We start from the raw sequence: 14,593 nt of genomic DNA, 5'->3' as shown, positions 1-14,593 counted from the left end.
TTCATATCCACCAAAACCCACGCCTCCCTGCGGGCTTCAGCGCTTTTCACAGACGACCATCTGGACAAACCGGCAGCGCTGTTTCGCTATAGCCCCGATCGCAAGGATGAACGACCGCGCGAGCATCTCAAGACCTTTGCGGGCTTCTTGCAGGCCGATGCCTATGCCGGCTTTGAGCGCCTCTACGCGAGTGACCGCCAGCCTGCTCCGATTACGCCCGTTGCGTGTTGGGCCCATGCCCGGCGCAAGCTGAACGATGTCTACAAGGCGGACCCGAACTCGGCTGCGATCGAAGGGCTGCAACTGATCGGCGAGCTTTACGACGTCGAGCAACAGATCGTGCGCGAACCCGCAGATTTCCGCCGCAAGGCTCGTAAGCTCTCAAAGCTGAAGGCGCTGGATTTCTTCGCCTGGGCTGACGATGTGGTGTCCAGGGCATCGGCCCGTTCACCGCTAGCCGAGGCCCTGCGTTATGCCGTGAAGCTGAAGCCGCAACTGCTCACCTACACCGACGATGGCAGGCTGGAGATCGACAACAATCCGGCGGAGAATGCTCTCAGGGGCATAGCCATCTCGCAGACATTCTGCCCATGTCGGGCAAGACGTCGTCATCTGGTACCGGTGGCACCCATATTTCGGGCGCACGGTGCAGTGCGAGTATATGGAGGATCGGGCGACCGGGAGGGCCGCTCACATTGTCGTGCGTCCGGGCGAAGTCATCGTCATCCCTGCATGGATGTTGGACCGCAAGGTCTGCGAGGCATTCAGCTTGGGTAGCCCTCAGGTTACCGTAGACGCGTTGACCAATCTCCATAGGCTCTTGATCGACTCGAGCCTTCGTAATGCCCTGCTGAGCGGTTTGAATGCTCAGGAGGTAATCGATGAAGGCTTTGCCCCCACCGCCGCGGCTACCGGCACTCCGCCAGTTAATCATGCCGCTCGACTCGCAAGCTCTGGACGGCCTGGCGAGCGGCCAACGCGCTGCCGCAGTGGCCAGCCTCGCCAAGCTGTTGATAGCGGCCTCGGGCATCCCGGACGAGGAGATGACCGATGACGGGCGGTAACCTTCTTCCGACTGCGTTGCTGAGGCGCAAGACGGTTGTTTACGTTCGGCAGTCCACAGGACAGCAGGTTACCGGGAACCTGGAGAGCCAGCGCCGGCAATACGAACTCGTTGATCTTGCACGGCACTGGGGGTTCCGTGACGTCGAGGTGATTGATGAGGATCTTGGACGCAGCGCGAGCGGTGCAGTGGATCGCCCTGGCTTCGAGCGTCTGGTGGAGGATCTATGCACGGGCGGCGTCGGCGCGGTATTGTGCCTCGAGGCATCTCGCCTTTCTCGCAACGGGCCTGACTGGCACCGACTTCTTGAACTTTGCGGTCAAGTCGATGCCCGTGTCATCGATGTTGATGGCATCTACGATCCGGCCAGGCCAAACGACCGGCTGCTGCTCGGTATGAAGGGTAACATCAGCGAGTTTGAGCTTTCTGTCATCCGTGGCCGCATGTACGAGGCTGCACGACAGAAGGCTGAGCGTGGCGAACTGCGCATCAGCGTTCCGATCGGCTACATCTGGCATCGTGACTATGGGCTGGGTCTTGACCCCGACATTCGCGTTCAGGAGGCTATTCGGCACATATTTGCGCGGTTCCGCGAGATCGGCAGCGCACGCCAGGTGCTGATTGCCTTGAGCGCCGAAGGCCTGCATTTTCCGCGCCCGTCAGACGGCAAGAGGATGGTCTCCTTTGATTGGGTTCCGATCCGTTATCGCAACGTAATCAGCGTGCTCAAAAACCCGTTCTACGCCGGCGCCTATGTCTACGGTAAAACCGAGAAGCGCGCAGAGATCGTCGGTGGCCGGGTGCGCAAGAGCTATGGCCATCGCAAGTCGTATGACGACTGGGGTGTTATACTCAAGCAGCATCATGACGGTTATGTCAGCTGGGATGAGTTTGAGCGGAACCAGAAGGCCCTGGCGACCAATGCCTACGGCAAGGGCGGCGGGGTAAAGTCCGGCCGGGGCGGCAAAGCTCTCCTGCCGGGCATGCTTACCTGCGGACATTGCGGCGGAAGGCTAAGCGTCGTTTATGTCGGCCGCCGCATCGGCTACCATATCTACCGTTGCGACCGTTCGACCTTCATGCTGGCCGGGCCCCGATGCATGACCACCAATGGCGCTCGAACGGACGCCGCGGTTACGGAGGAACTGCTGCGCGCCGTCGCCCCCCTGGCGATCGACGCGGCTTTGGAGGCAGAGAGCATGTATCTCGAAGGCGAAGCGCAGAGACGACAGATGCTCAAGCTGGATTTGCAGCAAGCCCGCTACGAAGCCTCACTTGCAGAGCGGCGTTACGCTGCCTGCGATCCTGATAACCGTCTGATCGCCGCTCAGCTCGAGAAGAGTTGGGAAGCCGCGCTCCGCCGTGTCGAGGCCTGCGAAGCGCGGCTCAACGAGCGCGACGTACGTGATGAAGCTGCCAGGCCGGATTTCGCTGGGCTGGCTCACGACCTCAAGGCGGCATGGAACAACCCAGACGTTGATATGCGATTTCGCCAGCGCCTGATGCGGGCGCTGGTCAAGGACATAGTCGTAACCGAGGACAAGGTTAGACGCGAAGTAGAACTCACCATCCACTGGCAAGGCGGGCAGCACTCCCAGGTTCGCATTCGAAAACCCAGGACAGGCGAACATACCAAAAGCACACCTGCAGAAGCGATGGCGATCATCCGATCAATGGCGACGCGTTGGTCCGATGCCGATGTCGCCGCTACACTCAATCGCATGGGTATGCGAACGGGTCAGGGCAAGACATGGACTGGGCATCGTGTCAGCTCGCTGCGCCACGTCCATAAGATCGAGGGCTATCGCGCAGCCGGCAACACTGACGGTGAATGGCTCACCATGTCGCAAGCCGCTACAAAGTTCGGCGTCACCAATCACAAGATACGCCGTGTCGTCGAAGCCGGCCTGCTCCACACCGAGCAAATTATGCCCGGCGCGCCTCATCAAATCCGCGCCAAAGACCTCGAAAGGCCCGATGTCAGAGCGGCGATCTCGCAAAAAGGCCCGTGTCGCACTCAGGACCAGAACCAGGAATCCCTGTTTTCCGCCATTTAAAAGGAGCAGCATAATGACTCAGGCATTGCCGTCGGCCGCAAAAACTGGCTCTTTGCCGGTGCCGATTGTGGCGGTGAGCGCGCCGCTTCCATGCTTTCGCTTCTGGAGACGGCCAAACTCAATGGCGCCAATCCGCAGGAATGGCTTGCTGATGTGCTTGACCGCATTGGCAAGGGCCACCCGATCAACCGGATCGATGAACTGCTGCCTTGGCGATGGATGGAAGCGCGCCTTAACGTCGAAGCTTAAAATGTTGCGCAAGTCTCCTCAGTGGAGGCGTCAGGCGCGCCAATCTGCGGTAAAATCCGCTGAGTTGATCAATACGCCAGGCCACGCCATCGGATTTCGCAACTGCGAGAAGGCCGGGTAAACGTTGGCAGGACGTTACATCCCCAAGATTAAGGCCGAGAAGGGCGATCTTATCCCCCGCCCTCATCCAGACCATTCCCTCAGAGGTCATCACCCCATCTATCGTTTCACCCGGACCATTTTGCCACCCAGCACCCATACGGGTAATACGCCGCCCCGCTGCTTCACATAAGTCTTTGGCAAGATCGTATCGAGGATGAGACTTGTGGGTCTCGATTTCCGCAACAGCGCGAGAATGCTGTCGTGGATTAAGCCTCCCGATTGCCGTTATCGTCGATCGCAATGAACTATCTCGAACAGGATCAAGATCAGCCTGATGCCGCAGAAATCGGGCGAGTTCAGTCCAAACTGTGGATCTTTCAAGCGCCAGAAACGCCGCGTCTATCCTCTCGATCTCGGGTTCCAATTCGCCGAAGCCGCACCCTTCGGCGATGAGGTCGGCTCGAGCATGATCTGCGTCGAGAAATTTCCTGAATCGCAGATATAAGTCGAGAAAGGGCTGAGCATTCAACGCACTCAGACCTTCTTGCACTATAGGGAGAAGGTTCTCGTACCTGCGTCCATTGCCAAGGAATTGACCGTGCCCGCCATTCTCAACCTGGTGAACATAGTACTCGACCAAGTAAGCCATTGCGGACGCGTGCGGGATTTCATCAATATTGTAAAAATGATCTCCAATCAGTCTTCGGATAGTGCTGGAATGACTGTCGATCAGGTCCATTGGATCTAAAGACTGCAGCGCGCCCTCAGACACCGGAACTCGAAAAGGGGGCAGGTACACAGCACTCTCCGCAGTGGCCGATTTCCTGTATGTCCGATCAGAATCTCCATCGCAACATCAGGCTACGGGCCGGGGCAGTCCCACCTCACCATACAGATATGAGTTTCCCCTCAGCCATGATCGGACGCTTACCCTGCTGACGGCATACGGGCGGTTCGCCCGATGACCTGGAGCGAAGAATTCCGATACGCCTAATTTGGTGGCAAAGTTGTGGGTTCTCGCGTGGGGAAAACAGGACCGCGCACCATCATTCTCTCTGCATCGAACGGTCGCTGGAGCGAGCGGACTTCATCGTACGACCCTCTCAGCCATACATTGACGTCGTCCGGTTCGAGGATCGTCACCATCGCCTTTGGATGGATCGGCTCGACGAGTGAATTGGCATCGCACGTTACCATCGCGAAGGCATTGCCCGCCTCGGTTGGCTGCCAGAAACCGGCGACCGCGAACACCGGCTGGTCGATCACCGAAAACCACATCTCACCCTTCAATGGCGGCTTGCCGTCGCCAAGGTCATGCTTGTCCGGCGTGAACTCGCAGAATTCGGTGAGCGGCACCACGCAGCGGTTCTCGGGACGCTCGGCAAGCCGCCGCCATTGCGGCAATGCGAGGTTGCGTACGTTGGTCATCGGCCAGGCGGCCTTGCCGCCAAGGACATCCCAGCTCATGACGTCCCAGCCGAACATGTTTCCCTGTTCGCGCATCACGTAGGCCCGCGCCCGGGGGCGCAGTTCCTGGGGGTTAAAGCGATTGTCACGCGGGCGCTCGCTGAAGAGTTCGGCGACCGATCCCCAGATCGTCTCGATTTCACCTTTCATGCGGGCGCGGTTACACACGGGTCAAATCCTGCGAGAAGATAGTCTTCTATGTCCGGCCGCTGGTCGTTGCCAGCTTCCCTTTTCAGAGATTACCCTGTTCTTCTACCGGAACCTCATCGCCGGGCGCGAAATAAAGGGCGGCACATTCCGCCCGCAAACATCCGCCTTCAAGGGCAAGGTCGTCTCGAAATGCATCCTTGATGAAGTCCATCGTGTCGAGGTGCCGATCTTCGAAATACATCTGGTGAACGTCGTCGCGACCCGCACCGTAGACTATGCGACCCACCTTGGCCCAGATCGAGGCCATCGTGCACATGCCGCATGGCTGCAGGGTCGAATAGAGCGTCGCGCCGCGAAGGTCCATGTCGCCGTGCGCCGGCCCTGCTCCGCGAAAAGCCATCATTTCGGCATGGGCCGTCGCGTCGCAAGTCTCTTCGGTCTCGTTGACCGCACGGAACAGCTCGCGGCCATCCAGCACGATGATGGCAGCAATCGGGGTGTCCTGCGGCGTTGTTCCTTTCGTTTTTGCCAATTGAATGGCTTCACGCATCCAGGCTCTGTCGTTGTCGTCTATCATTGGGGATCAAGCGCCCGCGGGCCGCAGGCCGGCGCCGGCGGTACTCGAAGCTGCCGGCTCGTCACGGGAGTAGGTCCCGATCAGCAAGCCGGCGGCGAGGAGTTTGCCATGTATCGCATCGAGAAATGGGGAGCGGCCCGGGTTGGCTTCGAGGACCGGAACCTGGGAGAGCGCAAAAAGCTGGAACACGTAGTCATGCGCACCGTGGCCCTTGGGAGGATCTGGCGGCAGCCAGCCTTCGGCCAGATAACTGTTTCGGCCTACGTCGCTGCCGTCCGGTGCGCCATCCCCGTCGGGCACGATCACACCCTCGGGCAGTCCTCCAATGTCGGGCGGGATATTCCAGACAAGGGCATGCACCAGGGGATTGGGGGCCGGTGCATCGGGATCCTCGACAAGCAGCGCCAACGATGCTGTCCCTGCGGGGAGGGGTCCCCAGCTCAGCGACGGTGAAACGCCGGCCCCGTCGGCGGTAAACCTGATCGGGAGGCGCTGACCGTCCGCGAATGCCGGACTCGAAAGCGGAAAGAGCCTGTCGCCCATGTCTTCGCGAACAATTGCCAGTTTCGAGTGTCCGGCGCGGACATCCTTGAGCAATTTGCCCAGCCAGGCAGGTACGTGTTCGAGCACTTCGTGATCCTTTCCACACTGGATGGTTTTTCCTGGCTTACGCATGGGTTGCCGCGCGCGGCCCTCACACGAGACGCACGGGCCCAGCCCCTCGATCTGCGTCGACCGGCCGGCCTTGTCCCTGAAGGTAGGCGTCAACGTGGGCCATGAACGCGCTCTTGAAAGCCACCAGGTCAACGGTGCGCCAGGAAACATCGTGCGCTATGCCTTCGATCCTGCCAATCAGAACGTCGTCGTCCCGGCAATACATGATCGGGGTGGTGAACCCGCGATGGTGCAGGCGATTGGCGGCAACCAGAAGGGAGCTTTCGATTTGAGACATCGCTCCCGTCAACGCACAAGGGTCACAAAGGTCGCCAAGACAGGTGAATTTACTGGAAGCGCATTGATTTTTTTCGGGCTCGATCCAGCGCGCTGCCGGACGCCAGACCTGTTCCATTCACAAAGCGCGGTATCGTTCCTGTGACTATGACGACGCCGTATCTTCATACCGTCCGGCAAGCCGCAATTGACGCACAATTCCGTTAAATGCCGCAGTGACACCCTGGGCACGTCCGATCTCGTTCTCCTGACGCGCCGCATCCCAGTACAGTTCAAGCGGCCAACGCTCGCGGCAATGGGGGAGCAGACAGCGAAGCGCCAGGCGGACTTCGACCGTATCGACCCGCGCTTCACCGCAGCGGGTTACACCGCCGCGCAGGATATGCACTGAAAGCGCAATGACGATGCGCTGATGTTTCGGCACGCTTGCATCCATGTCAGTGAAAATCATGCGACTTGAAGCGCACGACGTCCTCGGGATCGCGGCCTTCGGCATGAGGCGGCCAGTAGCTGTTGTAGGGCTTGGGGCTCCAGCCCCCTTCTGGTCGAACAATGTCCCCGCGATCCGGCGCGCTGGCATGGCGCGCTCCATCGCCCCTGCCGGTCTGGTGCGGGAAGGCCATCTCGCCGACCCGGTGAAGCAGATCGCCATGATCGATGATCCGGTCGCAGATGACGTGGATCACCTCGCCCTCCTTCTGCACCCGGCCCTTGAGGCCCACCATCGAGGCGGACATCACAGTGCGGCGCTGGGCCTCGAAGCGATCGGGCCACAGGATCCCGTTGGCGATGCCGGTTTCGTCCTCGATGGTGATGAAGAGCACGCCCTTGGCCGAGCCGGGCTTCTGGCGCACCAGGATGATCCCGGCCACCTCGACCTTGCGCCCATCGCGGATGTTCGCAAGGTCGGCGCAGCGCGTAACCCCGCGCCGGGCGAGGTCCTCGCGCACGAACATGAGCGGATGGGCGCGCAGCGACAGCTGGAGCGAACGATAATCCTCGATCACCTCGCGGCCATCGGTCAGCGGACGCAGGGCAACGTCGGGTTCGATCCCTTCTGCGCTGATCGCTTTTGCTGCACGATCCGCTGCAGCAAAAAGCGGCAACGGCGCTTCGCCAAGCCCCCGCACCTTCCATAGCCCCTGTCTCCGGTCGGATCCGAAGGCGCGGAAGGCATCGGCGTCCGCCAGCTTCTCGATCGCGGCGCGCGGAACGCCGGAGCGGCGCCAGGCATCCTCGACGGACTCGAACGGGATCTCTCCACGCGCACCGACGATGCTGGCGCCATCGGCGTTGGAAAGCCCGCGCACCTGCCGGAAGCCAAGCCGCACGGCATGGTATCGACCTCGTGTCGGTTCGAGCGAGCAATCCCAGCGGCTCGCATTGATGCAGACCGGCCGGACCTCGACGCCGTGCTGGCGCGCGTCGCCGACGATCTGGGCCGGGGCATAGAAGCCCATCGGCTGCGCATTCATCAGGGCGGCGCAGAAGACGTCGGGGTGATGATGCTTCATCCAGCTCGAGGCATAGGAGATCTTGGCGAAGCTCGCAGCGTGGCTTTCCGGGAAGCCGTAGGAGCCGAAGCCTTCCAATTGCCGGAAAGTGCGCTCGGCGAAGTCGCGCGGATAGCCGCGGCCGACCATGCCTTCGATCAGCTTTTCGGAAAAATGCGAGACCCCGCCGGTCATCTTGAAGGTCGCCATCGCCCGGCGCAGCTGGTCGGCCTCGACGGCGGTGAAGCCCGCGCCGACGATCGCCACCTTCATCGCCTGCTCCTGGAAAAGCGGTACCCCGAGGGTTTTCTCCAGAACGGCGCGCAGTTCAGGGCGCGGGTACTCCGGCTTCTCCAGACCCTCGCGGCGGCGCAGGTAGGGATGGACCATATCACCCTGGATCGGACCGGGTCGAACGATCGCGACCTGGATCACCAGGTCGTAGAAACGGCGCGGCTTCATGCGCGGCAGCATCGACATCTGTGCCCGGCTCTCGATCTGGAAGGTGCCGAGCGTGTCGGCCTTCTGGATCATGGCGTAGACGTCGGGGTCGTCGCTCTGGAGGTCGGCTAGTCCGACTTTCAGGCCCTTGCTCTCTTCCAGCATGGTGAAGGCCCGGTTCATGCAGCCCAGCATGCCGAGCCCCAGCACATCGACCTTCATCATCTTCAGGGCATCGATGTCGTCCTTGTCCCATTCGATAATCTGGCGATCGGCCATCGCAGCCGGCTCGATGGGCACGAGGTCATCGAGCCGGTCGTGGGTGAGCACGAAGCCGCCGGGATGCTGGCTGGACTGGCGCGGCACGCCGATCAGTTGGCGCGCGAGGTCGAGAGTCAGGCGAAGCCGCCGGTCTGACATGTCGAGATTTAGTTCCTCAGCCTGCTTCTCGCCGACGCCTTCGGCCGACCAGCCCCAGACCAGCCCTGCCAGCGACGAAGTCAAATCCTCGGGCAGGCCCATGGCCTTGCCGACATCGCGCACGGCGCCGCGCGCGCGGAAGCGGGTGATCACCGCAGTCAGCGCTGCCCGGTCGCGCCCGTAGGTCTCGAAGATCCACTGGATGATCTCCTCCCGCCGCTCGTGCTCGAAATCGACGTCGATGTCGGGCGGCTCGCGCCGCTCACCCGAGACGAAGCGCTCGAAGAGCAGTTCGTGCTTGATCGGATCGATCGAGGTGACGCCGAGCACGAAGCAGACACAGGAGTTCGCCGCCGATCCGCGCCCCTGGCACAGGATGCCCCGTCGCCGAGCCTCGGCGACGATGGAATGGACGGTGAGGAAGTAGGGCGCGTAGTTCAGCTCGGCGATGAGCTTCAGTTCATGCGCGATCTGGTCGCGGTAGTCCTGCGGCGGATCGCCGCCGAACATGGCGCCAAGCGCCTCGTGCGCCATCGTCTCCAGCGCCTGCTGCGCGGTCAGGCCCTCGATCACCTTCTCCTGCGGGTAGTGATACGTGAGGTCACTCAGCGAGAAGGTGCAGGCCTCGGCGATATCGACGCTGGCGCGCAGGGCATCGGGATAGGCGGCGAAACGGCGCTGCATTTCCTCCGCAGACTTGAGCGCGCGATCGGCATTGACCTCGCGGCGATAGCCAAGGTCATCGACCCGGCAGTTGTGCCGGATCGCGGTCACCACGTCCTGCAGCAGCCGGGCATCGGGCGCATGGTACAGCACGTCGCCGGTGACGACGGCGCGCACCCCGGCCTCCCTCGCCTGGCGCGCCAGTCCGTCGATCCGCACGGCATCGTCCGGGCGGCGGCGCTGGAACAGTGCCATATGCGCGCGCCTGCCATAGACGGATCGAAGATCGGCGAGCGCCGCAGCATTGTCCGCATCCGCCTCGTGCGGCAGGAGAATGGCGATCACGCCCTCGGACCAGGCTTCGAGCTCGGGCCAGTGCAGAAGGCAAGCCCCCTTCCCCGCCCGGCGCTTGCCAATGGTAAGAAGTCGCGTGATGCGCGACCAGGCAGGTCTATCTGTGGGGTAAAGCAACAGGCGGCGACCGCAGGACAGATCGACCCGGGTTCCGGCGATGAGGCGTACCCCGGTGGCCTTCTCCGCCTCCCAGGCGCGGACCACCCCGGCGACACTGCCAAGGTCGGCGATGCCGATGGCGGAATACCCGAGCTTCGCCGCGACCGAGAACAGCTCGTCCGGGCTCGAGGCGCCGCGCAGGAACGAGAAGTGTGTCAGCACCTGAAGTTCGACATAGCCGGTCATGCGAAGACCCCGTGCATCCACCACGAGAGATCGCCGGTCTCGCCGGCAACGCCGTCACCGCGGCGGAACACCCAGTAGCGCCCGCCCGCCTTGTCCTCGACGCGGTAGTAGTCGCGCACGGCCCAGACTTCACCGTTGCGCCGCCACCATTCGCCATGAATGCGTTCCGGCCCGTCGCCGGCCACGACCGTGTAGGACCGGCCTCGCCATTCGAAACGTTTTGGTGGCTGGTCGGGCAGCAAAGCCATGACCCGGCGCAAGGGTTCGGGCCGCGTGAACAACCGCACCGGGCGCTGCCAGGCTGGCCAGGAGCCGGTCGTCTCAATCGGACTGACAAGCCTCACCGCACGCTCAGGCACATGGCTCTCGACTGGCGCGATGCGGAACACGGCCTGAGGGCCGATCCTTCCGGCCACAACGTCGACCAGACGCGCGGGATCACGAACCGTACTTTCACCAGCGAGGATCGCGCCGAGATTCTCGGCATCGAGCGGCTCGGTGTGGGGCGCCAGCAGCCGGAACTGCTCAAGGCCCATGCCAGGGTCGATGCGCTCGATCCTGAGCTTCAGCAGGCGCAGCAAGTGCGGCACCTCGCGGATCGGGCGGGAAGTGCCGATCGCCACCACCTGCTCGCCGCCATCGATCCGCAAGACGCAGAGGCGCAGCGACCGCGCGCCCAGCCCCCGGCGCTGGAGAACGTCGGCGAGATCCTTCAGCAGGTCGTGCATCACCTGAGCTATCGCATCGGCGGTGCCGATCGGCTCGAGCAGCCGACGCTCGACCGCAGGGATGACCATGTCCTCACGCGGCGTGATCGGCTCGGCCTTGCCGCCAAGCGCCTGATCGAGCCGATCGATGGCGGCGAGACCCAGCCTGCGTGCCAAAGGCCCGCGCGCGACGGGCAGCAGGTCGGCAATCGTCTCGAAGCCGAACTTGCGCGCGGCGCCCAGCGCGCCGCTTTCGAGGCGCAGCGCCGCGACCGGAAGCGCCGACAGCGCTTTCAGCACCCCGCCGTGCGGAATGATGGCAATGTCTTCGCGGCCGTAGCGGGCCAGCGCGTGCGCGGCGCCCGGGGTTTCGGCGATCGCAATGCGGGCAGTGAACCCGGCCCGGCGACAGAAGGCGTGGAGCCGCTGGCAGAAGCGTTCCTCGCCGCCATGCAGGTGCGCGGCGCCGGTCAGGTCCAGCCAGATCCCGTCGGGCAGCGAGACTGCAACGACCGGTGACCAGCGGCGAATGCCGAACACCGCGAGGCCATCGAGCAATGCAGCATCGGCCTCGGACTCCGCGGGGCGGACGTCAAGATCGGAGACGAGCGCGCGGGCATGGGTTGCCGCCATGCCGACATTGATGCCCAATGCTCTCGCCGCCGGACAGGCCGAGACGATCTCGTCGCGGCGGCCGACCTTGCCGATGAGCGCCAGCGGGGCAACCATGACTTTCGCCGCGTCGCGCACCTCTGCCGGTGTCACAGAAGAGACCGTACGCTTGAACGGATGCTCGGTAGTCTCAGAGCGCCATCCCAGCTCGCGCATTGGCGGCCTGGCGTGCAACGGCAGCGCCGCGATCTCGCGCTCGACATCAAGGCGTGTGCGGTCCTCGCCCCTTACGGCCCCCTGCCCTTCTCCATTCTGCCGCTCGCGCGCCCACCGGGCACCCGGCCGCCATCCGCCCCCGCGAGGAACCGAGCAGGCACCGGGATTGTCGTCGACAGGAAGCTGGAGTGCGCGCGGCTCAGGCCGCGGCGCGGCGAACCGGTCCTGCCGTCTCAGCCGCTCGATGGCCAGAAACGGCAGGAACAGCGAGACGACCCGTCGCATCGCATCCCTCCACGATCATTGAAAAGCCCTCGCCGCCGCGTTGGCGTGCGAGTTCGACCAGCCAGCGCGGGCGCCCTACACCGGCAACGCCAAGCCGCTCGGAAGGCGCGCTGGATATGCGCCAGCGTGTCCACGCCGCCGATAGATCGGCCAGCGGATCGCGGTCCCGGCCGCGATGACGGCGCAGTAGAAGCACCGGGATGTCGGCCTCGGCTGCGGCAAGCTGCAGGCGGCGGGTCGCGACCATCGAGACCTTGCTGGCTTCGGCAACAACGGCAGCGGGCGTCCCATCGCGCACCGCATCCTCGACCACCGCGAGCAGTGCGGCATCGTCGCGCGGCTGTGCGTGGATCACGTCGGCAGAGCCGAGGCCCGCCTGTTCCAGGCCAGGGGCATAGAGGTCATTGCGGGAGCTGACCCACAGGACCGGCGCGGCGGCCGCACGTGCTTCCCGCGCGGCGATGCCGGCAAGGAACAGGGTGGCCGCCGCGTCATCGACCAGCGAGCAGGTCAGCGCGGTCGCTTCATGCAGGGCGCCGGCGCGCAGGCCACCGGAGCTCAGGCGATCATCCAGCGTCTCTACGCCAAACGGCATGATCCGATAGTCGGCGAGCGGCGTCGCCATGGCGCGAAGGGCATCAACGCCCATCTGCGGATGAGATGAAGCAGGGTTCATGGTGATTCTTGAGACTCGAATTTGTTCGCTTTATGTTCTCATTCTCAACCCCTCGCGGTCAACCGGTTTAAATCGGTCCTAGCGCCCTGCATGAGGACAACCCTGTGCACACGGCGCAATCACCGGGCTCACTACCATCCTGCAGGATTGTGGGGAGTGTCCGTGAAGCATAGCATCACACGCTCGAGCTCGGAGCGAAGTTAGACAATGCCAACGCTATCGAAACTGGATGGACCCGCTGGCCTGGTTGGCCGTTCCCAAGACGTTCCCACCCTTCCATTCGGTCATTGGGCGAGAAACCAACGCCTGGGGCGCGATGACCCAGACGAAGTGGCGAACGCTGGGAGCCAGAAGATCGCAGACAGCCAAAGGTATATTCGGACTGCGAAGCGCGATCGGATAGTTGCTCAGGACTGACGCGGGTTGGGACCTTCTGCTCGGTCCGGTTTGGAGAAACGATGGCAGCATAGTGGACGTTCGAGCCACGATGCGCGATGGCGGCTTTGCGCCCCCGTAGCGGACGTTCAACGCCAACGGACATTTTTCCGAAAGCGGACGGTCATTCACCATGTCGATGGGGTATCGCTTTAGGGGTGCCGACGCTGGCGCCACTGGAGGCGACTCGCGGTTTATAACCGCCTCGCCAGCCGCTAGACCTCGCTCCCAGCAACCGATTATTCGCGGACCCAGCAGCTCACCGACATCGAACAGCAGATTGAAGACCCGGCAGCCTTCGCCGGGATAGAACGCCAGCGCGTCACGGAAGCACTGGTCGCGGCCAAACTATCCCGCAACCTTGAACGCCCGCGGGTGGAAGCCGATGGCCGCTTTGCCCGGGCCATTCGCTTGGCCAAGAAGGACGGCTCCTATCGCCAGAAACTCGAAACCCACTACGAGGCGCTTTGGACCGCCATGTGGTGGTTCGACGACCTACAACTTCTCAACGATAGCTACGATGAGTTTGCGGCAGAGGCGATTGGCGCCAGCCATATTCGCTATCTCGAATTTCTGTCGAACCTGCTGCAGCTCTTGTTCAATGCCGTAATCCACGATGGCCTGACGCGCGAGGAAAGCAAACTCGACGCGCGCGCCGGCGGGTTGCGCAAGGCGTTGCAGGCAATGGCCGACGATAGCGACCGCCCAAACAACAGCCTAGAAGCGCGGACATCGCTCATTTTGATGAAGCTCAATTTCGCCATCGTCGATCGCGATCGCGAGAACCTGTCCGGAATCTGGAAGAGCCTCGGCGACGTGCTCGATCAAGCCGAGGGTCCTTCCCGGTTTGAGCTTCGCAACCCAAACCTATTCGAAACTCACGGTGACCACCCGCGCTGCTGGCCGGACGCTACAGCGCGATATGGAAAGCGCGCGTCCGTCCAGCAGCGCTACTGTCGGAACCTACACCACGCCTCGGGACGTGACCACCTCAGGCGATTGAGCTTTGCTTGGGCGAAGGCCACGCGATCTTGCTTTTCAGGGGACCGCGCATTCCACCCCTGTTCCTGCTCTACCTCGGTCTTCGCCGTTTCCGTTTCATGTTGCGGTAATAGCCAGCCCCCGTGCGTAGATCATTGCGTCATAGGCCTCATACAACGCTGTTAGAATGCGCTCTGCCTGTTCGATGCGCCGCTCCCCGATTTTCTGTTTTCGCCAAGTAGCAAAGGTGTCGGCGGCTCTGAAAACCGCTGTGGCACCACTCAGGGGGCGTTACCAGCGCGTTGACGAAGTCGGTGTGATCTGATTCAGCCTGGATACGGAAAGAAGG

At 62.7% G+C, this 14,593-nt stretch carries 13 protein-coding genes and 1 pseudogene; 6 read left to right on the top strand and 8 right to left on the bottom strand.

Going from position 1 to position 14,593, the window contains the following annotated elements:
- The 4 genes and pseudogenes from PKE80_RS20255 to PKE80_RS20240 all read left to right on the top strand — a co-directional run.
- The coding region (locus PKE80_RS20255; RefSeq protein ID WP_271184079.1) for an IS66 family transposase at window positions 1-777 on the top strand (777 nt) is incomplete at its 5' end.
- 104 nt (window positions 778-881) lie between these two features.
- Window positions 882-1,064 carry a hypothetical protein gene (locus PKE80_RS20250; protein ID WP_271184078.1) on the top strand — a complete coding sequence of 61 codons (183 nt, stop codon included), beginning with the start codon at window positions 882-884 and terminating at the stop codon, window positions 1,062-1,064.
- Entirely contained in the window at window positions 1,051-3,120 is a 2,070-nt protein-coding gene (locus PKE80_RS20245; protein WP_271184077.1) for a recombinase family protein, read from the top strand. Before PKE80_RS20250 ends, PKE80_RS20245 begins: the two co-directional genes overlap by 14 nt.
- Before the next feature lie 24 nt (window positions 3,121-3,144).
- A pseudogene (locus PKE80_RS20240) lies at window positions 3,145-3,369 on the top strand (transposase domain-containing protein); the annotation flags it as partial.
- Here PKE80_RS20240 and PKE80_RS20235 read toward each other — a convergent pair.
- From PKE80_RS20235 to PKE80_RS20220, 4 genes are all read right to left on the bottom strand, one after another.
- On the bottom strand, window positions 3,353-4,210 hold the full coding sequence (locus PKE80_RS20235) for a DMP19 family protein (protein WP_271184076.1): 858 nt from the start codon (window positions 4,208-4,210) through the stop codon (window positions 3,353-3,355). The pseudogene PKE80_RS20240 and the gene PKE80_RS20235 overlap by 17 nt on opposite strands.
- Window positions 4,211-4,461: 251 nt before the next feature.
- Window positions 4,462-5,106 (bottom strand): SOS response-associated peptidase family protein, encoded by a 645-nt coding sequence (locus tag PKE80_RS20230; protein WP_271184075.1) that lies wholly within the window; start codon window positions 5,104-5,106, stop codon window positions 4,462-4,464.
- Between the two features lie 64 nt (window positions 5,107-5,170).
- Window positions 5,171-5,665 carry a nucleoside deaminase gene (locus PKE80_RS20225; RefSeq protein ID WP_271184074.1) on the bottom strand — a complete coding sequence of 165 codons (495 nt, stop codon included), beginning with the start codon at window positions 5,663-5,665 and terminating at the stop codon, window positions 5,171-5,173.
- Window positions 5,666-5,671: 6 nt separating this feature from the next.
- Entirely contained in the window at window positions 5,672-6,295 is a 624-nt protein-coding gene (locus tag PKE80_RS20220; RefSeq protein WP_271184073.1) for a YbhB/YbcL family Raf kinase inhibitor-like protein, read from the bottom strand.
- Between the two features lie 139 nt (window positions 6,296-6,434).
- Here PKE80_RS20220 and PKE80_RS20215 point away from each other — a divergent pair, with 139 nt between their 5' ends.
- Window positions 6,435-6,761, top strand: coding sequence for a hypothetical protein (locus PKE80_RS20215; protein WP_271184072.1), 327 nt, complete (start codon window positions 6,435-6,437; stop codon window positions 6,759-6,761).
- On the opposite strand, the gene PKE80_RS20210 is transcribed toward PKE80_RS20215, so the two are convergent.
- From PKE80_RS20210 to PKE80_RS20195, 4 genes are read right to left on the bottom strand one after another with little or no spacing between them, the layout of a single operon-like run.
- Window positions 6,762-7,067: a hypothetical protein gene (locus tag PKE80_RS20210; protein WP_271184071.1), complete on the bottom strand. Its 306-nt coding sequence runs from the start codon at window positions 7,065-7,067 to the stop codon at window positions 6,762-6,764.
- Entirely contained in the window at window positions 7,054-10,332 is a 3,279-nt protein-coding gene (locus tag PKE80_RS20205) for an error-prone DNA polymerase (RefSeq protein ID WP_271184070.1), read from the bottom strand. The genes PKE80_RS20210 and PKE80_RS20205 overlap by 14 nt, the downstream gene beginning before the upstream one ends.
- On the bottom strand, window positions 10,329-12,152 hold the full coding sequence (locus PKE80_RS20200) for a Y-family DNA polymerase (RefSeq protein ID WP_309298999.1): 1,824 nt from the start codon (window positions 12,150-12,152) through the stop codon (window positions 10,329-10,331). Before PKE80_RS20200 ends, PKE80_RS20205 begins: the two co-directional genes overlap by 4 nt.
- A complete protein-coding gene (locus tag PKE80_RS20195; RefSeq protein WP_271184069.1) occupies window positions 12,067-12,801 on the bottom strand; it encodes an ImuA family protein in 735 nt (244 codons plus the stop codon). Before PKE80_RS20195 ends, PKE80_RS20200 begins: the two co-directional genes overlap by 86 nt.
- An 873-nt stretch (window positions 12,802-13,674) precedes the next feature.
- On the opposite strand from PKE80_RS20195, the gene PKE80_RS20190 reads away from it, so the two are divergent.
- Entirely contained in the window at window positions 13,675-14,430 is a 756-nt protein-coding gene (locus tag PKE80_RS20190; protein WP_271184068.1) for a hypothetical protein, read from the top strand.
- Window positions 14,431-14,593: the final 163 nt, after the last annotated feature.

Origin of the sequence: Novosphingobium resinovorum (assembly GCF_027922145.1) — a bacterium.
Lineage (GTDB): Bacteria > Pseudomonadota > Alphaproteobacteria > Sphingomonadales > Sphingomonadaceae > Novosphingobium > Novosphingobium resinovorum.
The sequence above is the reverse complement of the archived record's forward strand: the minus strand, read 5'-3'. Positions and strand labels throughout refer to the sequence as shown.

Bases quoted from the DNA above. Each gene is read 5' to 3' on its own strand.
- PKE80_RS20250 (WP_271184078.1), top strand. From the start codon at position 882: ATGAAGGCTTTGCCCCCACCGCCGCGGCTACCGGCACTCCGCCAGTTA.
- PKE80_RS20245 (WP_271184077.1), top strand. From the start codon at position 1,051: ATGACGGGCGGTAACCTTCTTCCGACTGCGTTGCTGAGGCGCAAGACG.
- PKE80_RS20235 (WP_271184076.1), bottom strand. From the start codon at position 4,210: ATGGACCTGATCGACAGTCATTCCAGCACTATCCGAAGACTGATTGGA.
- PKE80_RS20225 (WP_271184074.1), bottom strand. From the start codon at position 5,665: ATGATAGACGACAACGACAGAGCCTGGATGCGTGAAGCCATTCAATTG.
- PKE80_RS20210 (WP_271184071.1), bottom strand. From the start codon at position 7,067: ATGATTTTCACTGACATGGATGCAAGCGTGCCGAAACATCAGCGCATC.
- PKE80_RS20205 (WP_271184070.1), bottom strand. From the start codon at position 10,332: ATGACCGGCTATGTCGAACTTCAGGTGCTGACACACTTCTCGTTCCTG.
- PKE80_RS20200 (WP_309298999.1), bottom strand. From the start codon at position 12,152: ATGCGACGGGTCGTCTCGCTGTTCCTGCCGTTTCTGGCCATCGAGCGG.
- PKE80_RS20195 (WP_271184069.1), bottom strand. From the start codon at position 12,801: ATGGGCGTTGATGCCCTTCGCGCCATGGCGACGCCGCTCGCCGACTAT.